The following is a 22,514-nucleotide window of genomic DNA, read 5'->3' on the forward strand; positions in this document are numbered from 1 at the left end:
ATGCCCAGCGAATATTAGCGCGTTAGTTAAATCAGGAATCAAAATGAAAAAGAGCACTCTGGCATTAATGGTAATGAGCGTTGTCGCTTCTGCATCCGTTCACGCAGCGGAAGTTTATAACAAGAACGGCAACAAGCTGGATGTGTACGGCAAAGTGAAAGCCATGCACTACTTCAGCGACGATACCAGCAACGACGGTGATAAAACTTATGTTCGTTTCGGTTTCAAAGGCGAAACGCAGATTAACGATCAACTGACCGGTTATGGTCGTTGGGAAGCCGAATTTGCCGGTAACAACGACGAAGCCACCTCTGGTCAGAAAACCCGTCTGGCGTTTGCTGGCCTGAAAATGAAAGACTTTGGTTCTGTCGACTACGGTCGTAACCTGGGCGTGCTGTACGACGTGGCTGCCGTAACCGATATGTTCCCGGAATTCGGTGGCGACGGTCTGGCCCGTACCGATAACTTCATGACCAAACGCACCACGGGCGTTGCAACTTACCGCAACACCGACTTCTTCGGTCTGGTTGACGGTCTGGATATGTCCCTGCAATACCAGGGTAAAAACGAAAACGGCCGCAGCAGCGTCATCAAACAGAACGGTGACGGCTGGGGTACTTCTCTGGCGTACGATTTCGGCGGCAGCCCGGTTACGCTGATCGGCGCTTATGCCAACTCTGACCGTACTAACGCACAGAATACTTCTCTGGCGCTGGGCCGCGGCGAGAAAGCAGAAGCCTGGGCAACTGGCGTGAAATATGACGCGAACAACCTGTACATCGCCACCATGTACGGCGTGTCTTACAACATGACGCCGATCTCTTCCAGCACCGGTTTTGCGAATAAAGCGCAGGACTTTGAAGCGGTGATCCAGTACCAGTTCGACTTCGGTCTGCGTCCGTCCCTGGGCTATGTGCTGACCAAAGGGAAAGACATCGAAAACGGTATCGGCGACGAAGATCTGGTTAACTACATCGACGTTGGCGCAACTTACTACTTCAACAAAAACATCTCTGCGATGGTGGATTACAAAATCAACCAGATCAAAGATGACAACAAACTGGGCATCAGCAGCGACGATATCGTAGCCGTTGCCGTAACCTACCAGTTCTAAGTTTTTGAACCCGCAACACCCTCGTTATATTAATGCCCTCGGCTGAGGGCATTTCTTTAACCTGATTCAGGTTACAAGCTGGCCAGTGCCAGAAACCCGATACGTGAAAGGCGATCGGGCTTTTTTTATTCAGGGGGGAATTTACGCGGTGAGTTTCAACGACTCTTTGAAATTATCGGCAGGTTCCAGCTTCAGCTCTAAGGACGCCAGCATCGTACGCGCCCGTTCGTGGAAATCACGTAGCGTCTGTTCGAGGCGATCGACCACTTCCTGGTCTTTAATTGCCGTCGGCTTCCAGTGCCCTTCTTTATCAAACAGACCAAACTGATAACGATAGGTAAAACGTGTTTCCTGCGCTTCCATTTCCATCCACCATCCCCAAAACTCGCGTTTCTCCGGCGCTGGTTTTACGTTGACGCAAACAGCCAGGCAATCAAAGAAAAAGCGGTTATCTTCGCACTGCTCTTCGCGGATATAAGGCCCAAGCGCAGTAAATTTTTTAACCAGTCTGCTTTTCGGATGTCCACTCGGTAACGTCATTGCGATCTCCTTTTGTGAAGCAACTGTTTTACCAAATCAATAGAATTTATCAATCTATTAACGGAAATGATGGTTGATCCAACCGGTTATTTGCTCCAACGCCTTATCAAAATTGCGATAGACCGGATTGAAGGGGATCTCCAACAGTTTGCCCTCACTCGATGACGTACTGATTAAACGCGACTCCTCTTCCGGGCTGAACGGATCGTTTTGCCAGAAGCCGGAAAGCATCGGCGTTGGACAACGCCGTCCGAGCAGACCCTGAGTTTTCAGGGAGTAGCGGTTCAACTCAACGCGCAACGCTTCATCGGAAGCATCATGCATCCCCAGACGGCTGGCCAGCACATCAAGATACATTTCCGGCACCCGCCCCTGGCGTAACGGCTCGTTAAGCAGCGAATGCACCACCGGCCCCAGACACGCCACCGCTTTCAGGCGCGGCGCTTCCAGATAAGCCAGGCGTACCGCCACGTTTGCGCCAAAACGGAAGCCAAACGCCGCTACTCGCGTATGATCGACCCACGGAATATTCGGCAGCGCTTTCAAAACATGCTGATGCAGCAGGCTCGAATCCTGGGTTAATTTCCATTTCGACGAAAAGCCGACAGAAGGCATATCCAGCGTCAACATCGCCATCCCCTGCGGAGCGAAGTAACGCTCATAGAGGGTGTAGTAATCGATTTGCAGGCCATCCAGCCCACCACACATTAATACCGTCGGGAAAGGGCCGTCGCCTGGCGGCATATGCAAAAAGCCGGTCACCGGCGAACCGCCCGGAATGCTGAACTGCATCTCTTTGAGCGCCCCAGGCAGACGCTGCGCCGCCTCTTCATAGGCGCGATTCGCCAGCGCCTGCGCCTGCTCGGCCAGAACATCGCCTTTGATGTGCGGATAAGCCGCCAGGCTGTACAGGCTGGAGGCATGCAGCCAGTGGCGACCGCTCTGCGTCGCGTCCTGCTCCTGCATCGCCTTTTGCTGCCAGAGCATCGCCTGCGTGGACCATTCGTAGATCCAGTTACCGCTGCGGTAACCCACCACCGTATCGTACAGTTCCGGATCGGTGTGCTCGGCCTGGCTTATCACAATGCGCGACTGCACTTCGAGGATCTCGCGGGCATCAATACCGCGCCAAATCCACATTAAGCGGTTGAGCATGCGATACCAGTGCGGGACGTTTTTACCATCCAGCGTTGATAAGACCTGCGGCTGCGTGCCAGCGTTGAACCGACGTACCAGCGTTGATGTTTCCGGATGCTTGAAACGGGGTTTGAACAGGGTTTCGCTAAGATTGGCTTGTGACATCGCGCAGCCTCCATGTATCTATCACTGGAGGTTATTGTAACCTGAGGTGCTACAAAATGAACAACGCCCGGTAGAACCGGGCGTTAGCAGAACGTGCGGGGGGATTAGCGGCCGCTGATAGGCGGAACAAAAACCACGCCCATATCCCACGGCTGTTCAATCCAGGTATCCTGCGGGATATCAATAACATAATCGTCAACCAGCGGACGACCTGCCGGTTTGGCGAAGATGGTGACGAAGTGCGCTTTCGGATACATTTCACGAATTGCCACCGCTGTACCGCCGGTATCGACCAGATCGTCAATCACGATAAAGCCTTCACCATCGCCTTCCGCACGTTTCAGCACTTTCAATTCGCGCTGGTTATCGTGGTCGTAGCTGGAAATGCAAACGGTATCAACATGACGAATGCCCAACTCACGCGCCAGTAATGCGCCCGGTACCAGACCGCCGCGGCTTACGGCGATAATGCCTTTCCATTGTTCTGAAGGCATCAGTCGGGCGGCCAGTTTGCGTGCGTGAATCTGCAACATGTCCCAGGTGACGACGTATTTTTCGCTCATGTGAAGTGTCCCAGCCCGTGTTTTACGGCTTAAAAAGTATTCCAGGGGAAAATAGGTTGCGCGAGATTATAGAGATCTGCGGCACTAAAAACCAGTATTACCCGGCATTAGCGGCGCTTTTTCCACGTTTACAGGCTCGCAGTCTGGCAAGAAAGTGTTATTCTCAACGCCATCTCGCAAGGCGCTCTTGCGATGCCTGTTTATTTAACCCAGTGACCTGCAAGGTAAGTTTCGCAGGCTCTTTGTAAGGAGACTCATCGTGTCTGAACTGTCTCAACTATCGCCACAGCCGCTGTGGGATATTTTTGCCAAAATCTGTTCTATTCCGCACCCGTCCTACCATGAAGAACAACTCGCCGAACATATTATGGGCTGGGCGAAGGAAAAAGGTCTCCACGCAGAGCGCGACCAGGTGGGCAACATCCTGATCCGCAAGCCGGCCACCGCCGGCATGGAAAATCGCAAACCGGTCGTATTGCAGGCGCACCTGGACATGGTGCCGCAGAAAAATAACGACACCGTTCACGACTTCACCACCGATCCGATTCGCCCTTATATCGATGGTGAATGGGTTAAAGCGCGCGGCACCACGCTCGGCGCGGATAACGGCATCGGTATGGCCTCTGCGCTGGCCGTGCTGGCCGATTCCACCGTGCAACACGGCCCGCTGGAAGTGCTGCTGACCATGACCGAAGAAGCGGGTATGGACGGCGCGTTTGGTTTGCAGGCCAACTGGCTGCAGGCAGACATTCTGATTAACACCGACTCTGAAGAAGAGGGTGAAATCTACATGGGCTGCGCGGGCGGGATCGATTTTATCACCACCCTGCCGCTGACCCGCGAAGCCGTACCGGCCGGTTATGAAACCTTCAAACTGACGCTGAAAGGCCTGAAAGGCGGCCACTCCGGCGCAGAAATTCATGTCGGTCTGGGCAACGCCAACAAACTGCTGGCGCGCTTCCTGGCCGGACACGCAGCGGAACTGGATCTGCGTCTGCTTGATTTTACCGGCGGCACCCTGCGCAATGCGATCCCGCGCGAAGCAATTGCCGTAGTTGCTGTTCCGGCCGCTAACGCCGCGCAGCTCAAAACGCTGGCCAGCACGTACCAGGCAATCCTGAAAAACGAGCTGGAGATGAAAGAGAAGAACCTGGTGGTGCTGCTGGAAAGCGCAAGCAGCGATAAAGCCGCACTGACCACCGCTTCCCGCGACACGTTTGTTCGCCTGCTGAACGCCACGCCAAACGGCGTCATTCGTAACTCCGACGTGGCAAAAGGCGTGGTTGAAACCTCGCTGAACGTCGGCGTGGTTACCCTGCAGGACGACAGCGCGGAAATCATCTGCCTGATCCGTTCGCTGGTCGATAGCGGTAAAGATTACGTGGTGAGCATGCTGGAATCGCTGGGCGCGCTGGCTGGCGCGAAAACGGCGCCGAAAGGCGGCTACCCAGGCTGGCAGCCAGACGCGCATTCGCCGGTAATGGCGCTGGTGCGTGAGACTTATCAGCGTTTGTTCAACAAAACGCCGAACATTCAGGTGATCCACGCAGGTCTGGAGTGCGGTCTGTTCAAAAAACCGTACCCGAACATGGACATGGTCTCCATTGGGCCAACCATCACTGGCCCGCACTCTCCGGATGAGCAAGTGCATATCGAAAGCGTGGGCCACTACTGGACGCTGCTGACCGAGCTGCTGAAAGCGATTCCGGCAAAATAAGCCCGCTGTCCGCGCCACCCGGCGCGGACATTCATTTATAACCCCAGCACCAGTTGCCGCTCCAGTTGCGGATCCAGTAACGTCACATGCAGCCCTACCAGCCGCACACCGCGCCCGCCGCGACGCTCATCCCACGTTTTCCGCGCCGTTATCAGTAGATCCTCTTTATTTAAGCGTGGCCAGACATGTTCCTGGGTGGTGAGCTGAAAATCATTAAACTTCAGCTTTACGCCCTGGCGGGCAATCAGCAAATCCGGCTTCACTTTTGCCAGCCGTCGCTCCAGCTCCGGGTATAAATGCTCAATAATCGCTTCGCACTCTTCCCAGTGGTGAATATCGTCTGCCAGCGTGCGCTCCACGCCGACCGATTTACGTAACCGCTCACTACTGATTTCCCGCTCATCAATCCCCTGGCTGCGCTCCCACAAAATACGGCCAAATTTACCAAAGCGTTTAAGCAACATCGCCAGATCGCTGCGCTGAACATCTTCACAGGTGCGCAGCCCCAGCGTCTCCAGTTTTGCCGCCGACACTTTGCCGACGCCCGGGATCTTGCTTAGCGGCAGCGTGCGGAGAAATTGCGGAGCGTCCGCTGGCGTAATCACGTACTGGCCGTTGGGTTTATTGAGATCGGAGGCAATTTTGGCGAGAAACTTCACCGGCGCCACGCCCGCCGAAGCCGTCAGTTGTGTTTCATTAAAAATAGTCTGACGGATCTCCTGCGCCATCAGCGTTGCCGAACCGTGGCAGTGCGGGCTGTCGGTAACATCCAGATAGGCTTCATCCAGCGAAAGCGGTTCAATCAACGTCGTGTAGCGGGAAAAGATCTCGCGGATCTGATTTGACGCTTCTTTATAAGCATCAAAACGGCCGGGCAGAAGAGTAAGGTGAGGACAAAGTTTCAGCGCCATCGCTGTGGGCATTGCGCTGCGCACGCCAAATTTACGCGCCGGATAATTGGCGGTGCTGATAACGCCACGCTTAACGCGGCTGCCGCCAATGGCGATGGGGATGTCGCGCAGGGCGGGGTTATCGCGCATCTCGACCGCCGCGAAAAAGCAATCCATATCGACATGTATGATTTTGCGCATGCGTACGCCCTCACAGAACACTGGATAAGTATACAGCATATTCCATTGAAATGAGAAGCCAGTGCGTAAAACCGCCGAAAAGAGGGTAATTTGATGGTTACTTCTGCCGTTTTAGTTTCATAATAACCCCAGCTAAACGGCCAGGTGTTTGAAACGCAAAACAGAACACAATTTGCGCGATGGCGAAAATATCGCCAAAAAAAGATGAAGCGTGAAAGATGAACTCTATTCTGGCTTGCGAAAAAATGCCGTAATGCTAATGTGGGCGCACCGAAACAGATTAGTCTGAATTTTGGGCATCTTTTGCCGTCCTGGCAATGTGGTACTCGCTTTATCAAGGAAACAAGTTGTATGCGCAAAATCGCATTGTTTATTGCGATGCTTCTGATCCCGTGCGTCTCGTTCGCTGGCTTAATGGGCAGCAACAGTTCAATTACGCCGGTAAGCAAAGAATATAAGCAGCAGTTAATGGGGTCGCCGGTTTATATCCAAATCTTCAAAGAAGAGCGCACCCTTGATCTCTACGTCAAAATGGGCGAGCAATACCAACTGCTCGACAGCTATAAAATCTGCAATTACTCCGGCGGTCTCGGCCCGAAACAGCGCCAGGGTGATTTTAAAAGCCCGGAAGGGTTTTACTCCATTCAGCGTAATCAGTTGAAGCCGGACAGCCGCTTCTACAAAGCGATCAACATTGGTTTTCCGAATACCTATGACCGCGCCCACGGCTATGAAGGCAAGTACCTGATGATCCACGGTGCCTGCGTCTCGATTGGTTGCTATGCCATGACGGATTCGAACATTGATGAGATCTTCCAGTTTGTGACCGCCGCGCTGGTCTTTGGGCAGCCGAACGTGCAACTGAGCATCTATCCGTTCCGCATGACCGACGCCAATATGCAGCGTCACAAATATTCGACCTATGCGGATTTCTGGAAACAGCTGAAGCCGGGTTACGACTATTTTGCCACCACCCACCAGCCGCCGGTTGTCTCGGTTGTGGATGGTCGCTATGTCGTCAGCAAGCCGCTGAACACCGCAGTTCAGCCACAGCTGGCGTCAAACTACGCGCTCCCCCAGGCAAAATAATGCCCACTCGCCTGGCATAATCTTTTGCCAGGTTTCGTTGCCGGTTAACGGCTGGGTGGCAATCACGGTAACCACATCGTTCGGTGTGGTTTCCCGCTGAAAATCAATTTCAACATCCTGATCCAGCAGCTTCGCCACACCAAACGGCGCACGCCGGGTGATCCAGAACAGATTCGTCGAGCAGAACGCCATCACGTAGCGCCCGTCCGATAACAGCATGTTGAAAACGCCCTTCTCGCGCAGTTGCGTTGCCAGCGAGGCAATGTACTTAAACACCGCCGTCATATTGCCCGGCGTACGCGGATAGCGTTCCGTAAGCTTATGCAGCAACCAGCAGAACGCTTTTTCGCTGTCGGTTTCGCCAATCGGACGAAAATTGCCAGTCTCCAGCGATTTATAGCCGCTCAGTTGACCGTTGTGTGCGTAAGTCCAGTTGCGGCCCCACAGCTCACGAGTGAACGGATGGGTATTTTCCAGCGCCACTTCGCCACGGTTAGCCTGGCGAATATGTGCCACTACCGAGCGGGACTTGATCGGATAGTCCTGCACCAGCTTCGCGATCGGGGAGTTAAAACTCGGTTGCGGATCCTTGAACGTGCGACAGCCCTTGCCCTCATAAAAAGTGATGCCCCAGCCGTCTTTATGCGGCCCGGTTCCACCACCGCGCTGGACAAGCCCGGTAAAACTAAAACAGATATCGGTCGGCACATTGGCGCTCATACCGAGCAGTTCGCACATACTCACCCCCAAAAACGCCTTAATTCTGGGAAGGCGTAATTGTTGCAGCCAGTTTGAACACGGACAGCGCGGAAAAACCGGAGCGTACACGAAGTACGGGAGGATTTTGAGCACTGCCCAGGTTCAAAATGGCAAATAAAATAGCCGTCCTTAAGCCTTAACCATCTCTTTTTCAATCAGTTGAATCAGGATATGAATCACTTTGATATGGATCTCCTGAATACGATCAGCATAACCGAAATGCGGTACACGAATTTCAACATCCGCTGTACCCGCCATCTTGCCACCATCTTTACCGGTCAGGGTGATGACTTTCATCCCCTTCTCACGCGCTGCCGCTACCGCTTTGATCACGTTGCCGGAGTTGCCAGAAGTGGAAATACCCAGCAGTACGTCGCCTTCACGGCCCACGGCTTCCACATAGCGGGAGAAGACGTAGTCATAACCGAAGTCGTTGCTTACGCAGGAGAGATGGCTGACGTCGGAGATAGCAATCGCCGGATAGCCAGGACGGTTTTCACGGTAGCGACCGGTTAACTCTTCCGCAAAATGCATGGCATCGCAGTGAGAGCCGCCGTTACCGCAGGACAACACTTTACCACCCGCTTTGAAACTGTCCGCCAACAGCACCGCCGCGCGCTGAATCGCGTGAATATTGGCTTCATCTTTCAAGAAATTCGCCAGCGTTTCCGCCGCTTCATTCAGTTCGTTACGAATCAGATCCTGGTACATGAGGATATCCTTCAGCATAGATGTAAATAACACTGCGCAGTGTACCGGATAGGATCCGGAGCGAGAAGCTAAAGCCACAGCACCTGCGCGTTTTCGTTTTCCGTGCGCAAAATCCCCCCAACAATGTGAACCAGGTTGTAATTATTTTGTAAACACATTGCTAAAAGAAATCTCATCCACTACAACCATAACATCACAAGTGGTCAGACCTCCTACAAGACAGGGAGCTTTTTTCTATGATGATTTTGAGCCTTATCGCAACAGTCGTTCTCCTCGGTGTGCTGTTTTATCACCGGGTCAATCTGCTCCTGAGCAGCGTGATTTTACTGGCGTGGACTGCCGCGCTGGGCGTTATGGGGCTGTGGTCCATCTGGGTGCTGCTGCCGCTGGCGATCATTCTGGTGCCGTTCAACCTGCCGCCGATGCGCAAGGCACTGATTTCCGCGCCGGTATTTCGCGGTTTCCGCAAAGTGATGCCGCCGATGTCGCGTACCGAGAAAGAAGCGATCGACGCGGGTACGACCTGGTGGGAAGGCGATCTGTTCCGCGGTAACCCGGACTGGAAAAAGCTGCACAACTATCCGCAGCCGCGCCTGACCGCGGAAGAACAAGCCTTTATCGATGGCCCGGTGGAAGAAGCCTGCCGCATGGCGAACGATTTTCAGATCACCCATGAAATGGCCGATCTGCCGCCGGAGCTGTGGGCGTTCTTAAAAGAACACCGCTTCTTCGCGATGATCATCAAGAAAGAGTACGGCGGGCTGGAATTCTCTGCTTATGCGCAGTCCCGCGTGTTGCAAAAACTCTCCGGCGTCTCAGGTATTCTTGCCATCACCGTCGGCGTGCCGAACTCGTTAGGCCCTGGCGAACTGCTGCAACACTACGGCACGGAAGAGCAAAAAAATCATTATCTGCCGCGCCTGGCGCGTGGCCTGGAGATCCCCTGCTTTGCGCTGACCAGCCCGGAAGCGGGTTCCGATGCGGGCGCAATCCCCGATACCGGCGTAGTCTGCATGGGCGAATGGCAGGGTGAGCAGGTACTCGGCATGCGTCTGAGCTGGAACAAACGCTATATCACGCTGGCGCCGATTGCCACCGTACTCGGCCTGGCTTTTAAACTTTCGGATCCGGAAAAACTGCTGGGCGGCGAAGAAGAGCTGGGTATCACCTGTGCGCTAATCCCGACATCAACGCCGGGCGTGGAAATTGGCCGTCGTCACTTCCCGCTGAACGTTCCGTTCCAGAACGGGCCAACCCGCGGCGACGATATCTTTGTGCCAATTGATTACATTATTGGCGGGCCAAAAATGGCCGGTCAGGGCTGGCGTATGCTGGTGGAATGTCTGTCGGTTGGTCGCGGTATTACCCTGCCGTCTAACTCTACCGGCGGCCTGAAATCTGTCGCGATGGGGATTGGCGCTTACGCCCATATTCGCCGCCAGTTCAAAGTGCCAATCGGCAAAATGGAAGGTATCGAAGAGCCGCTGGCGCGCATCGGCGGTAACGCTTATGTGATGGATGCAGCCGCCTCGCTCATCACCTACGGCATTATGCTCGGCGAAAAACCAGCGGTGCTTTCCGCTATCGTGAAATATCACTGCACCCACCGCGGCCAGCAATCCATTATTGATGCGATGGATATTGCCGGCGGTAAAGGCATTATGCTCGGCGAAGGCAACTTCCTGGCACGTGCCTACCAGGGCGCGCCAATTGCCATTACCGTCGAAGGCGCGAACATCCTGACCCGCAGCATGATGATCTTCGGCCAGGGCGCGATCCGCTGCCATCCGTATGTGCTGGAAGAGATGGCCGCCGCGCAGAATAATGATGTGGACGCTTTCGATAAACTGCTGTTTAAACACATCGGCCATGTCGGCAGTAATAAAATGCGCAGCCTGTGGCTTGGCCTGACGCGCGGTTTAACCAGCGCCACGCCGACCCGCGACGCCACCAAACGTTACTACCAGCATCTGAACCGCCTGAGCGCCAACCTTGCGCTGCTGTCTGATGTCTCAATGGCAGTGCTGGGCGGCAGCCTGAAACGCCGCGAGCGTATCTCCGCCCGTCTGGGGGATATTCTCAGCCAGCTGTTCCTCGCCTCTGCAGCGCTGAAACGTTATGACGATGAAGGCCGTCAGGAAGCGGATCTGCCGCTGGTCCACTGGGGCGTTCAGGACGCGCTGTATCAGGCGGAACAGGCGATGAGCGATCTGCTGGAGAACTTCCCGAACCGCTTCGTCGCGGGCGCATTAAGCCTGGTGATTTTCCCGACCGGTCGCCATTACCGCGCGCCGTCGGATAAGCTGGACCACAAAGTGGCGAAGATTCTGCAAACGCCGAGCGCCACCCGCTCCCGCATCGGGCGCGGTCAGTATCTGACGCCGAGCGAGCACAACCCGGTGGGCCTGCTGGAAGAGGCGCTGGTCGATGTGATGGCGGCCGATCCGGTTCACCAACGCATCTGCAAAGCGCTGGGCAAAAACCTGCCGTTTACCCGCCTCAACGATCTCGCCCAGCAGGCGCTGGCAAGCGGGTTGATCACTGCGGAAGAAGCGGCGCTGCTGAGCAAAGCGGAAGTCAGCCGCCTGCGCAGCATCAGCGTTGATGACTTTGCGCCAGAGGCGCTGGCAACGCAGCCGGTAGTCAAGGCGCCGGAAAAGCTGCGTAAACCGGAAGCGGCCTGATGCGGTAATCGCCTGAAAGCATTCTTCCCTTACCAAAACCCGCAACTGCGGGTTTTTTTCTGTCTTTGCATGCTACAGTGTGCAAATGCTGTCTTACGGGGAGTCAACACTGTGCCTGGTTTGAAAATTACACTGTTACAACAACCGTTAGTCTGGATGGATGGACCCGCGAATCTGCGCCATTTCGACATCCAGCTGGAGGGCGTTACCGGCCGGGATGTCATCGTCCTGCCCGAAATGTTCACTACCGGCTTTGCGATGGAAGCGGCAAAACAGTCCATGTCGCAGGACGAGGTAGTGGCATGGATGCAAAGTAAAGCCCGCCAGACCAATGCGCTGATTGCGGGCAGCGCCGCGCTGCAAACCGACCGCGGGCCGGTAAACCGTTTTCTGCTGATTGAGCCAGAAGGCAAAGTGCATTTTTACGATAAGCGCCATCTGTTCCGCATGGCCGAAGAGCACCATCACTACGAAGCAGGAAATGAGCGCGTGGTATTTGAGTGGCGCGGCTGGCGCATTCTGCCGCTGGTTTGCTACGACCTGCGTTTCCCGGTGTGGTCGCGCAACCGCAACGATTACGATCTGCTGCTCTATGTTGCTAACTGGCCTGCGCCGCGCTCGCTGCACTGGCAGTCGCTGCTGGTGGCGCGCGCCATTGAAAACCAGGCGTGGGTGGCGGGCTGCAACCGCGTCGGCACTGACGGCAATGGTCATCACTACCGTGGCGACAGCCGGGTGATCAGCCCGCAGGGCGAGATTATCGCCACCGCCGAGCCGCACCTGGCAACCCGCATCGACGCCGAAATGTCGCTCAGCGCATTGCAGGAGTATCGTGCGCAGTTCCCGGCCTGGCAGGATGCCGATCCGTTTACACTCGATTAACGCAAGGGTTGTAGTTTTGCAGGCCGGGTAAGCGAAGCGCTATCCGGCCTTTTTATTTACCGCGAGGTTCTGCCCGGTGGCGCGATGCTTACCGGGCCTACGGTCTGAAGATCGAAGAGAATCACAGGCCGGATAAGCCAGGCGCCATCCGGCATGATGCCCTTTAACTGACTAACGCTTGTCCATCTTTGCGGCTTTCAGTCGCCGCAACGTAGTGCCCTTCCGGCAGGCGATAGATCACCTGCGCGCCACCGAAATGATAGCCTTCCAGCGGATCTTCCACCGTAATCCGGTGTCCCCGCGCGCGCAGCCCGGCAATCAGATTGCGTTCAAACGTAGCTTCCACCACCACGTCCCTGCCCTTCACCACGCGCCAGCGCGGCGCATCGATCGCCGCCTGCGGGTTCTGCCCGTGCAACATAATGCGCAGCGCCATCTGCATATGGCCTTGCGCCTGCATCGGCCCGCCCATTACGCCGAAAGACATCAGCGGTTTGCCGTCTGCTCCCATCGCAAAGCCAGGGATAATGGTATGCAACGGACGCTTGCCGCCTGCCAGCGCATTCGGGTGTTGCGGATCGAGCACAAAACCACAGCCGCGGTTTTGCAGGCTGATACCCGTTTCGGGCACCACGACGCCGGAACCAAAGCCCATATAGTTGGACTGAATAAACGACACCATCATACCGCTGGCATCCGCCGTGGAGAGGTACACCGTGCCGCTTTGCGTCGGCGAACCGTAAACAAAATCGGAGGCCTTATCCGGGTCGATCAACGCCGCGCGGGCTTTTAAATAGTCGTCGCTGAGCAGCAAGTCGGCGGCGAATTCCAGATGATCGGTATCAGCGACGTAACGATCGAGATCGGCCAGCGCCAGCTTCATCGCTTCAATCGACAGATGCAGTGACTGCACCGAATCCGGGTCATAGCGGCCAATATCGCAGTGCTCAAGAATGCCGAGCGCAATCAGCGTCGCAATCCCCTGCCCGTTCGGTGGCAGCTCCTGTACTGAACCACCGGCAAACGCCTTCGAGAGCAGCGGAACCCAGTCGGCTTTATGGTTTGCCAGATCCGCTTCGCTCAGGTGCGCCCCATGCTCTTTCGCGAAAGCGGCGATTTTCTGTGCCAGTTCACCGCGATAAAACGCTTCGCCATTGGTCTGCGCAATCAACTCCAGCGTTTTCGCCTGCGCCGGGTTACGGAAGATTTCGCCGATCTTCGGCGCGCGCCCTTCCGGCGCAAAACAGGCGCTAAAACCCGGTTGATCTTTTAACCTGTTATAGCCGCGCTGCCAGAGCTCACCAATCAGCGGCGAAACAGGAAAACCGTTACGGGCATACTCGATCGCCGGCTGCGCCAGCGTGGTCAGCGGCAGCGAACCGAAACGTTCGGCCAGCGCCACCCAGCCGGAAACCGCGCCCGGTACGGTAACGGCATTCCAGCCGAGCTCCGGCACCGCATCAAGACCGGCAAACATATCCGCATTCCAGCTTGCCGGTGAGCGACCGGACGCATTCAAACCGTGCAGTTCTTTGCCATCCCAGACAATGGCAAACGCATCGCTACCAATGCCGCAGCCGGTTGGCTCCACTACCGTCAACGCCATCGCCGTGGCAATCGCCGCATCCACCGCGTTCCCCCCGAGCGCCAGCATGCGCATGCCGGCCTGCGCCGCCAGCGGCTGGGAGGTGGCTACTGCGTTGTGTCCCATCATCGGTGCGCGGTATGAGGCATAACCTACTTTAAAATCAATCGCTTTCGTCATCGAGACTCCTTAGTCGTGGCGTGGATCGAGCGCATCGCGCAGCCCGTCGCCGAGTAAATTAAATCCCTGTACGGTGAGAAAAATCGCCACACCGGGGAAAACAGACATCCAGGGCGCCTGCTCCAGAAAACCTTTGGCGGTATTCAGCATCGCGCCCCAGGAGGGATACGGCGGCTGCTGGCCGAGGCCGAGAAAAGAGAGGCTGGCTTCGGTGATGATCGCCGAGGCAATCGCCAGCGTCGCCTGAACGAGGATCGGCGACATCACATTGGGCAGCACATAGCGCAGGATTATCCAGCGATCCGGCAGGCCAATCGCCCGCGCCCCGTCGATATACTCTTCGTTGCGAATGGCGATCACCTGGCCGCGCGTCAGACGGGCGAAGATCGGCATCGCCGACAGGCCAATGGCGATCATTGCATTACTCAGGCTTGGGCCAAGAAACGCGCCGAGGGCGATCGCCATGATCAAAAACGGACAGGCCAGCAGCGCTTCGATAAAGCGTGAAATCACGCCATCCCAAATCCCCTGGAAATAACCGGCCAGCAGGCCAAGCGGCACGCCAATCACCACCGCAATCAGTACTGAGATACAACCGGCCAGCAACGAGGTGCGCGCTCCCCAGACCATACGCGACAGAATATCGCGCCCCAGTTCGTCGGTGCCGAACCAGTACAACTCAGAGGGGGGTTTACGTACCGCCAGAAAGTTCGCTTTTACCGGATCGAACGGTGCGATCCACGGCGCCAGCAAAGCGATCAGCACAAAGATGCCGACAATCACCGCGCCAATCACCGCACTTTTGTTGGCGAGGAATTTCTTCAGTACCCGGTTTTCCGTACGTGGCAGCGACGCCGCCACGCCCGTAGTGGTCAGTTCTGCCATTATTCGCTCCGCATTTTCGGGTTAATCAGCACGTACAGCACATCGGCCAACAGGTTGAGCAACAGGAAGCCAATCGCCACCACCAGCACCACGCCCTGCACCACCGCGTAATCACGGTTAAACACGGAATCGACAATCATTTTGCCAAAGCCGGGAATGGTAAATACCTGCTCGGTCAGCACCGCGCCGCCCAGCAGTTCACCAAACAGCAACGTGGTCAGGGTGATCACCGGCACCAGCGCATTACGAAATGCGTGCTTCATGATCACCGTTTTCGGCAGCAAACCCTTTGCCCTGGCGGTACGGATGTAATCTGCTTTCAGAACAGCAATCATGGATGCGCGGGTGTGGCGCATTAAGGTGGCCGCCAGCCCGGTGCCAAGCACCAGAGAAGGCAACAGCAAGGTGCGCAGGTTCTGCAGCGGATCTTCGCTGAAGGGGACAAAGCCCGACGCGGGCAGCCATTGCAGATTGACGGAGAAAATCAGGATCAACAAAATCCCCAGCCAGAAGTGCGGCACCGAGATGCCGGAGATGGCGACAAAGTTAGTGCCGTGATCGATCCAGCTATTCCGGTTCACCGCCGCCATAATCCCCATGCTGATGCCGAACAGCAGCGCGAAGATCATCGCCAGCAAAGACATCTCCAGCGTAACGGGCAGTTTGGTGGCGATCAGATGCGTCACCGTCTCCTGAGTGCGTAAGGAGACGCCAAGATCCCCCTGCAAGGCGCGGGTAAGCCAGTGGAAATATTGCACCGGGATCGGCGCATCCAGATTCAGCTCCGCGCGTAGCTGGGCGATCACTGCCGGATCGCGCTCTTCCCCGAGCATGGCCGTCAGCGGATCGCCGGGCAGCAGCTTTTGCAACCCGAAGACCATCATACTGACCATCAGCAACGTCGGGATGGCGAGCAGCAGGCGTTTGCATATCAATTCCAGCATGGTATCTCCTTACAACTCCGTTACTTCGCGAACGTCATACCTGCCAGGCGCACAATGCCATCCGGGTAAGGTTTAAAGCCCTCTACTTTTTTATTCAGCCCAAAAATGCGCGGCTCGAAGTAGAGATACGCAATCGGCATATCCGTTTGCAATTGTTTAACAACGTTCTCATACAGCCCTTTACGGGTAGCCGGATCGTTATGCAGACGCGCCTGGGTCAGCCAGTCATCGACCTGCGCATTGCTGTAGCGGCCATCGTTGAGGGTGCCTTTGCTGTGAATAAAGCCGAAGATGCTGCCGTCTGGATCCGGGCGGCCAGACCAGCCGGAGTAGCTGAGCTGGAAGTCGCCGTTTTGCTGGCGATCCAGCAGCGTGGCGAATTCGGTCATTTGCAGATTGACGTTAAAACCGGCTTCGGCGGTCATCGCCTGTAATACCTGCGCCACCTGCTGCGAAGTCGGGTTATTCGGCACCAGCAGCGAAACGGTGATCGGTGTCTGCACGCCTGCCGCTTTCAGCAGCGCTTTGGCTTTTTCGACATCGCGCGGCGGCACCGGCAGGTTAATGTGATACGGGCTGACCGGTGAGAACGCCTGGTTCGCCGGTGTGAAGAGGCCTTCGAATACCACCTGGTTTAACGCCTCGCGGTCAATTGCCTGCGAGAACGCTTCGCGCACGCGCGCATCTTTAAACGGATCGTTAGCCGGGACTTTGCCGTTGTTGATGTTAAAGGTGATGCCCTGATACCCCAGCCCGGTCACCTTCGCCAGTTTTAATTTGCCGTCGTTCTCCACCGTTTTCACATCGCTTGGCACAATGCCTTCGCTCAGATCCAGATCGCCCGCGCGCAGGTTCGCCAGACGCACCGAGGCATCCGGGATCGGCAGATAAATCACTTTGTCGAAGTGGTAAGCGCCTTTGTTCCAGTAGTTGTCAAAGCGCGAAAGTACGATGCGATCCTGCGAGACGCGGCTGTCAAACTTGTATGGTCCGGAGCAGACCGGATGCGCGGCGAAGTCAGGTTTTTTCGCTGCTTCTGGCGCCAGCATCGCGCCTGCGCGATCGGTAAGCTGCATCAGCAGCGCCGAATCCGGCGTTTTCAGATGCAGGGTGATTTGCATCGGCCCGGTCACTTCCACGGATTCTACCGAGGAGATCTCGCTTTTGCGCAGCGAGCCAGGCAGTGTCAGGGCGCGATCGAGGCTGAATTTCGCGGCGGCAGCGTCAAATTTCTCGCCATCGTGGAACGTCACACCCTCACGCAGGTTCATGGTCAGAGTTTTGCCGTCTTCGCTCCACGACCACTCTTTCGCCAGACCCGGCACCACTTTCAGGTTTTCATCGACGTCCACCAGCCGATCGCACAGTGAGGCGAAGACAAAGCGGCCATAGTAGGTGCGCGCCAGGTGCGGATCGAGCATGTCCGGATCCGCGCCTAAACCAATACGCAGCACACTTTCAGCCTGGGCCGGCAGCGCCGCGCCCAGCAACATAACACTTCCCAGAACGGTCAAAAGAGAATTACGCACAATCATTATTTTTTTCCTTTAAAGGGATGAGTGAGAGGCCGCGTGTTCGAACAGAGCACGGCGTCGCAGGAACGCGGCGGAGGGTGGAGCAATCTGGATGATCGTGCGGTCACGGTTGAGCTCCTGCCAGCGATGGCAGGAGACCTGGCGGCCGCCTTCAAGTACCTGAGCGATCGGTTCGCGTTGCCGACACTCATCGGTGACATGCGGGCAACGGGTGTGAAAACGACAGCCCTGCGGCGGGCTGGCCGGATTGGGTAAATCCCCCTGCAACAGCGGCATTTCACGCTTGAGGCCGGGCTGGGTTTGCGGCGCAGAGGCGATCAGCGCCTGCGTGTACGGGTGCAGCGGCGCATCGAAGATCTCATCGACGGTCGCCATTTCGACGATCTGCCCGAGGTACATCACCGCCACGCGATCGCTCATATGGCGGATCACCGCCAGCCCGTGCGCGACGATGATCATTGTCAGCCCAAGTTGCTGCTTCAGGTTTTCCAGCAGGTTCACCACCTGCGCCTGCACCGAGACATCCAGCGCGGACACCGGTTCATCGCCCAGCAGCAACTTCGGCCCGGAAGCCAGCGCGCGGGCAATGCCAATACGCTGGCGCTGGCCACCGGAGAATTCATGCGGGAAACGCCGCGCCCAGGCCGCAGGCAAACCAACGGTCGAGAGCAGTTCGGCGACGCGCGCCTGGCGATCCGCTTTGCCCATTTTCAGATGCAGCCACAGCGGTTCACCGACGATCTGCTCCACGGTCATGCGCGGGTTCAGCGAGGCGAAGGGATCCTGAAAGATAATTTGCAGTTCGCGGCGCAACTGGTTTAACCGCGCACCGCTGGCGTGAGTGATCTCTTCGCCCTGGTAGTAAACGCGCCCTTCGGACGCCGTCAACAGACGTAACAGCAGGCGGCCCAGCGTCGATTTACCGGAACCGGACTCGCCCACAATCGCCAGCGTTTCACCGGGGTAAACGGCGAGCGAAATGCGATCGACTGCCGTGACAAAGCGTTTTGGCGCGAACAGGCGCGTCGCGCCGACAAAGCGTTTGCTGAGATCGTGGGCCTCAAGGATCGGTGTGCTCATGCGGTTTCTCCCAGCGCAATATGTTGTTCAAGGGGCACGCGGAAACAGGCCGCCTGATGACCGCGGCCCAGCGGCTGTAGCGGCGGTTTTTCCGCGTGGCAGCGGCTCTGCGCAAACGGGCAGCGCGTGGCGAAACGGCAGCCTTTTGGCATCGCTTCCGGTAACGGTACGGCGCCGGGAATGGTGGAAAGCTGGCCTTTGCGTGCGCCCAGCGAGGGAATCGAGCCCATCAGGCCGATGGTGTACGGATGCTGCGGATCGGCAAAAATCGCCTCCACGCTGCCCTGCTCGACCACTTGCCCGGCGTACATTACGGCGACTTGCTGGGCGACTTCCGCCACCACGCCAAGATCGTGGGTGATCATCAATACTGCCGTGCCGGTGTCGGCTTTCAGGGTGTTGAGCAGAGCCAGGATCTGCGCCTGAATAGTGACATCCAGCGCGGTTGTCGGTTCGTCGGCAATCAGCAGACGCGGGTTGTTAATCAGCGCCATGGCAATCATCACGCGCTGGCGCATACCGCCGGAAAGCTGGTGCGGGTACGCTTTCAGGCGCATCTCCGCCGCCGGGATTTGTACCTTTTCGAGGATCCGCAGCGCGATATCCCGCGCGGCCTGGCGGGAGACATGCTGGTGGCGCATCACCGTTTCACTCAGTTGATCGCCAAGGGTGAACGAGGGGTTCAGCGAGGTCATCGGCTCCTGAAAAATCATTGCCAGTTCATTACCGCGCAGATCCGCATATTCCCTCGGCGAAAGCAGGCGCAGATTGTGGCTGCGAAACTGCATTTCGCCGCTGAGGATCTGCGCGCTGTTGGGCAACAGCCCCATCAACGCCAGCGAGGTAATGCTTTTACCGCAGCCAGATTCCCCCACCAGCGCCAGTGTTTCCCCGCTTTTTATGGTCAGCGAAATACCGTCCAGTACGCTGACCGGGCTACCGGCGAACTGGACCTTCAGGTTGTGCAGACGCAGGACGGGCGCGGGATCGTGAAAAGGAATGGTGGTCATGGCGTATCGTCCTCGAGATGAATGGCCTGGATCAGGGCATGTTGCAGGTCGAGCAGATGTTCACGCATCGCCAGGAAGGACTCCTGCGGCTGACGCTGCCGGATGGCGTGCATAATGCGGTGGTGGTGATCGTTATAACGATCGACCTTCGCCGGAGTACGCGCCAGCTCCCGCAAATGGTGCCAGGCGGGTTCGCGACGCACGGCGTCAATGGCATCAAAAAGACCGAGCATCAAACGGTTTCCCGCCGCTTCAGCGATGGCCCGGTGAAAAGCGCTGTCCCATAGCTCATTAAGATCCGGATCGTCCGGATTGACGTTATCGATGCGTTCCAGCATGCGCTGCATCAGCGCCAGGTTTTCCGGGTTGGCGCGAAGTGCCGCCAGCCGCGCAAGTCCCGGCTCAACCTGCAAGCGCGCTTCCATCACTTCCAGCATATTGGTTTGTTGCACCAGTCCCTGGAGTGCCAGCGGCGCGACCGGCGCAGCGGGGCCAATAAACGTGCCTTTACCCTGCTTACGCCAGATCCGCCCCTCTTCCTCCAGTACGTCCAGCGCGCGGCGTACTTCTCGCCGCCCAACGCCTAAGCGTTCCGCCAGTTCACGTTCCGTGGGCAGTGGAGTCCCTGGTGTTGACTCATGTTGGTGAATAAGCCCACGAAGTTGTTCAAGCGCCGTACTGGAATTTGCCAGATAGCGTGACGGTTTTTCCATATTGGTTCATCCGTATTTCGCGTTATCTTTTTCTTTAATTACATGAAGTTAATTATTTAATCCGCGATGTGTCGCCCTTATAACTAAGCAATTACCGAACCAATTAGGTATTGGTTCGGTCATATTTTTGAAATTTTTGTTAATACTTTGATTTATTAATGTTTATTTTTTACGGGCGAAACGGAGGTCTGGAAGGGCTGTGGTTCACTGAGCAGATAATGCACAATTTTAGTGCAAGGAATGCACTAAAACGGGAGGAATTGCCCGGTGGAGTTGGCGCTTACCGGCTTACATTGTTGGCTGTGGTGTAAGCCGGATAAGGCGGAGCTGCCATCCGGCAGGTTTGCTAAAGTTGTCCGGCGCGGCGGGCGGCGGTACGCGCCAGCGCGGCCCAGTCCAGATGCCCTTCATCATGGGCCAGGCTTTCGACATGCGCTGCGCGCAGCGTACCGGCAATCGCCATTGGCACATTCACCCGCTCGGCGGCATCCTGCGCCAGACGCACATCTTTCAACCCCAGAGCCAGCTTAAAGCCGGCTGGCTCGAAGGTATCGCTGGCAATCGCCTGGCCGTAACCTTTATAGACCGGCGCGGCAAACAGCGTGGAGGTGATTAAATCAATGAAATCGGTTTTACTGACCTCATGCCCCTGCACCAGCGCAACCGCCTCCCCCATCGTGCCAATGGCGCTGGCGATCATAAAGTTGACCGCCAGCTTCGCGGCATTCGCCTGCTCCGGCCGCGCACCAAGATACCAGGTCTTCTGACCGAGCACATCCAGCAGCGGCTGCACCTTTGCCAGCAGCGCGCTGTCGCCAGCCGCCAGAATATTTAACTGCCCCGCTTCGGCAACATTTACCCGCCCCAGTACCGGCGCGGCAAGATAACCGATATTACGCGCCTGGTGCAGTTGCGCCAGTTCTACCGCCAGATCGACAGAGATAGTCGCCATATTCAGGTGGATAGCCCCGGGTTTCAGCGTTGCCAGCACATTGCCCTCCAGCACGACGCTGCGCGTGGCGTTATCGTCCGCCAGAATGGAAATAACCACATCAGCATCCCTCACCGCTTCTGCGGCCGTTTCCGCTGCGGTGGCGCCCAGCGATGCCAGTTTCTCGCGCGGCCCGGCAGAGCGGTTCCAGCCCTGAACCTGATAACCGGCTTTGATTAGATTCGCGGCCATTGGCAACCCCATGGTGCCAAGCCCCAGAAACGCAATCTTCATCACAATGCTCCTGTTGTTAGGTGACTGTGTTTAACTATAAAAAAGGCAGGGATTCCTCCCTGCCTCATTGTGTTTCAAAGTTTGATGCTGCTCTGTCAGCCTTCGTGCAGCCCGCATTCGCGTTTCAATCCGAAGAAGCGCGTCTCTTCTTCCGCCATGCCCGGCTCCCATTTGCGGGTGGTGTGCGTGTCGCCTACGGACAGATAACCCTGATCCCACAGCGGGTGATAATTCAGGCCGTGCTTTTGCAGGTACTGATATACCGTGCGGTTGTCCCAGTCGATAATCGGCAGCACTTTAAATACGCCGCGCTGGATAGCCAGCACCGGCAGATTGGCGCGGCTGCCGGATTGTTCACGGCGCAGACCGGCAAACCAGGTTTGCGCGTTCAGCTCGGCAAGAGCGCGATTCATAGGTTCAACTTTGTTGATTTCATTGTATTTTTCAATGCCTTCAACGCCCTGTTCCCATAACTTACCGTAACGCGCTTCCTGCCACGCCGGGCTTTGCTCTGCCCGGAATACTTTCAGGTTCAGCTTGAGCTTGTCCGTCAGCTCGTCAATAAACTGGTAGGTTTCCGGAAACAGGTAGCCGGTATCAGTCAGGATCACCGGAATGTTCGGCTGAACCTGGTTGACCAGATGCAGGCTTACTGCCGCCTGGATACCGAAGCTGGAGGAGAGCACATACTCGCCCGGCAGGTTTTCCAGCGCCCAGCCGACGCGCTCTTCGGCGTTCAGCTTTTCGAGTTGCGCATTGGTTTCAGCAAGCTGAAGCACACGTTCAACTTTCGGCAGTTCATTCAGCGCATTCAGATCGAGTCTGGACATAAGTTCCTCACCGTGTTTATTACCTGATGGCACTTCACTTATCAGGCCTACAAATTACGCCAACCCCAGGCCGGA

Annotated in this window: 20 protein-coding genes; 5 read left to right on the top strand and 15 right to left on the bottom strand. The window is 56.5% G+C overall.

From position 1 onward, the window contains the following. Positions 1-43 precede the first annotated feature (43 nt). Positions 44-1,114 carry a phosphoporin PhoE gene (phoE, locus tag CWM66_RS25735; protein WP_007373319.1) on the top strand — a complete coding sequence of 357 codons (1,071 nt, stop codon included), beginning with the start codon at positions 44-46 and terminating at the stop codon, positions 1,112-1,114. 141 nt (positions 1,115-1,255) lie between these two features. Here phoE and crl read toward each other — a convergent pair whose 3' ends face one another. The 3 genes from crl to gpt form a co-directional block, all read right to left on the bottom strand. Then, positions 1,256-1,654, bottom strand: coding sequence for a sigma factor-binding protein Crl (gene crl / locus CWM66_RS25740; RefSeq protein WP_007373318.1), 399 nt, complete (start codon positions 1,652-1,654; stop codon positions 1,256-1,258). A 57-nt stretch (positions 1,655-1,711) separates the two neighbouring features. Further along, the gene (frsA, locus tag CWM66_RS25745; RefSeq protein WP_035889463.1) at positions 1,712-2,956 is read right to left on the bottom strand and encodes an esterase FrsA; all 1,245 of its coding nucleotides are present in this window, start codon (positions 2,954-2,956) and stop codon (positions 1,712-1,714) included. Positions 2,957-3,060: 104 nt separating this feature from the next. Beyond that, a complete protein-coding gene (gpt, locus tag CWM66_RS25750) occupies positions 3,061-3,519 on the bottom strand; it encodes a xanthine phosphoribosyltransferase (protein ID WP_003863205.1) in 459 nt (152 codons plus the stop codon). A 259-nt stretch (positions 3,520-3,778) separates the two neighbouring features. Between gpt and pepD the strand changes: the two genes are divergently transcribed. Continuing rightward, positions 3,779-5,236, top strand: a complete 1,458-nt coding sequence (pepD, locus tag CWM66_RS25755; RefSeq protein WP_043954830.1) for a cytosol nonspecific dipeptidase — start codon at positions 3,779-3,781, stop codon at positions 5,234-5,236. A 35-nt stretch (positions 5,237-5,271) separates the two neighbouring features. Here pepD and dinB read toward each other — a convergent pair whose 3' ends face one another. Next, complete coding sequence (dinB, locus tag CWM66_RS25760; RefSeq protein WP_107147617.1) at positions 5,272-6,327, bottom strand: DNA polymerase IV; 1,056 nt, start codon at positions 6,325-6,327, stop codon at positions 5,272-5,274. Between the two features lie 351 nt (positions 6,328-6,678). Between dinB and dpaA the strand changes: the two genes are divergently transcribed. After that, on the top strand, positions 6,679-7,416 hold the full coding sequence (gene dpaA, locus CWM66_RS25765; RefSeq protein WP_007373314.1) for a peptidoglycan meso-diaminopimelic acid protein amidase: 738 nt from the start codon (positions 6,679-6,681) through the stop codon (positions 7,414-7,416). On the opposite strand, the gene CWM66_RS25770 is transcribed toward dpaA, so the two are convergent. Next, complete coding sequence (locus tag CWM66_RS25770) at positions 7,387-8,154, bottom strand: class II glutamine amidotransferase (protein WP_007373313.1); 768 nt, start codon at positions 8,152-8,154, stop codon at positions 7,387-7,389. The two genes, dpaA and CWM66_RS25770, sit on opposite strands and share 30 nt — an antisense overlap. Positions 8,155-8,304: 150 nt before the next feature. Then, positions 8,305-8,886, bottom strand: coding sequence for a D-sedoheptulose 7-phosphate isomerase (gene lpcA / locus CWM66_RS25775; protein ID WP_007373312.1), 582 nt, complete (start codon positions 8,884-8,886; stop codon positions 8,305-8,307). A gap of 236 nt (positions 8,887-9,122) precedes the next feature. Between lpcA and fadE the strand changes: the two genes are divergently transcribed. After that, positions 9,123-11,570 (top strand): acyl-CoA dehydrogenase FadE, encoded by a 2,448-nt coding sequence (gene fadE / locus CWM66_RS25780; RefSeq protein ID WP_107147607.1) that lies wholly within the window; start codon positions 9,123-9,125, stop codon positions 11,568-11,570. Positions 11,571-11,681: 111 nt separating this feature from the next. Continuing rightward, entirely contained in the window at positions 11,682-12,452 is a 771-nt protein-coding gene (locus CWM66_RS25785) for an amidohydrolase (RefSeq protein ID WP_007373310.1), read from the top strand. A 163-nt stretch (positions 12,453-12,615) separates the two neighbouring features. Here CWM66_RS25785 and CWM66_RS25790 read toward each other — a convergent pair whose 3' ends face one another. The 9 genes from CWM66_RS25790 to cysH form a co-directional block, all read right to left on the bottom strand. After that, a complete protein-coding gene (locus tag CWM66_RS25790; protein ID WP_035889473.1) occupies positions 12,616-14,217 on the bottom strand; it encodes a gamma-glutamyltransferase family protein in 1,602 nt (533 codons plus the stop codon). Positions 14,218-14,226: 9 nt separating this feature from the next. Further along, positions 14,227-15,102 (bottom strand): ABC transporter permease, encoded by an 876-nt coding sequence (locus CWM66_RS25795; RefSeq protein WP_007373308.1) that lies wholly within the window; start codon positions 15,100-15,102, stop codon positions 14,227-14,229. Then, the gene (locus CWM66_RS25800) at positions 15,102-16,046 is read right to left on the bottom strand and encodes an ABC transporter permease (RefSeq protein ID WP_007373307.1); all 945 of its coding nucleotides are present in this window, start codon (positions 16,044-16,046) and stop codon (positions 15,102-15,104) included. The genes CWM66_RS25795 and CWM66_RS25800 overlap by 1 nt, the downstream gene beginning before the upstream one ends. A gap of 20 nt (positions 16,047-16,066) precedes the next feature. Next, positions 16,067-17,581 carry an ABC transporter substrate-binding protein gene (locus tag CWM66_RS25805; protein ID WP_007373306.1) on the bottom strand — a complete coding sequence of 505 codons (1,515 nt, stop codon included), beginning with the start codon at positions 17,579-17,581 and terminating at the stop codon, positions 16,067-16,069. Between the two features lie 12 nt (positions 17,582-17,593). After that, complete coding sequence (locus tag CWM66_RS25810; RefSeq protein ID WP_071920246.1) at positions 17,594-18,661, bottom strand: ABC transporter ATP-binding protein; 1,068 nt, start codon at positions 18,659-18,661, stop codon at positions 17,594-17,596. Beyond that, a complete protein-coding gene (locus CWM66_RS25815; RefSeq protein WP_072438051.1) occupies positions 18,658-19,671 on the bottom strand; it encodes an ABC transporter ATP-binding protein in 1,014 nt (337 codons plus the stop codon). The genes CWM66_RS25810 and CWM66_RS25815 overlap by 4 nt, the downstream gene beginning before the upstream one ends. Further along, positions 19,668-20,384 carry a FadR/GntR family transcriptional regulator gene (locus tag CWM66_RS25820; protein ID WP_072438049.1) on the bottom strand — a complete coding sequence of 239 codons (717 nt, stop codon included), beginning with the start codon at positions 20,382-20,384 and terminating at the stop codon, positions 19,668-19,670. The genes CWM66_RS25815 and CWM66_RS25820 overlap by 4 nt, the downstream gene beginning before the upstream one ends. Before the next feature lie 346 nt (positions 20,385-20,730). Then, positions 20,731-21,609: an NAD(P)-dependent oxidoreductase gene (locus tag CWM66_RS25825; RefSeq protein WP_035889476.1), complete on the bottom strand. Its 879-nt coding sequence runs from the start codon at positions 21,607-21,609 to the stop codon at positions 20,731-20,733. A 95-nt stretch (positions 21,610-21,704) separates the two neighbouring features. Continuing rightward, entirely contained in the window at positions 21,705-22,439 is a 735-nt protein-coding gene (cysH, locus tag CWM66_RS25830) for a phosphoadenosine phosphosulfate reductase (RefSeq protein WP_007373300.1), read from the bottom strand. Positions 22,440-22,514 lie beyond the last annotated feature (75 nt).

The organism is Kosakonia sp. H7A (assembly GCF_003028445.1).
Classification (GTDB): domain Bacteria; phylum Pseudomonadota; class Gammaproteobacteria; order Enterobacterales; family Enterobacteriaceae; genus Kosakonia; species Kosakonia radicincitans.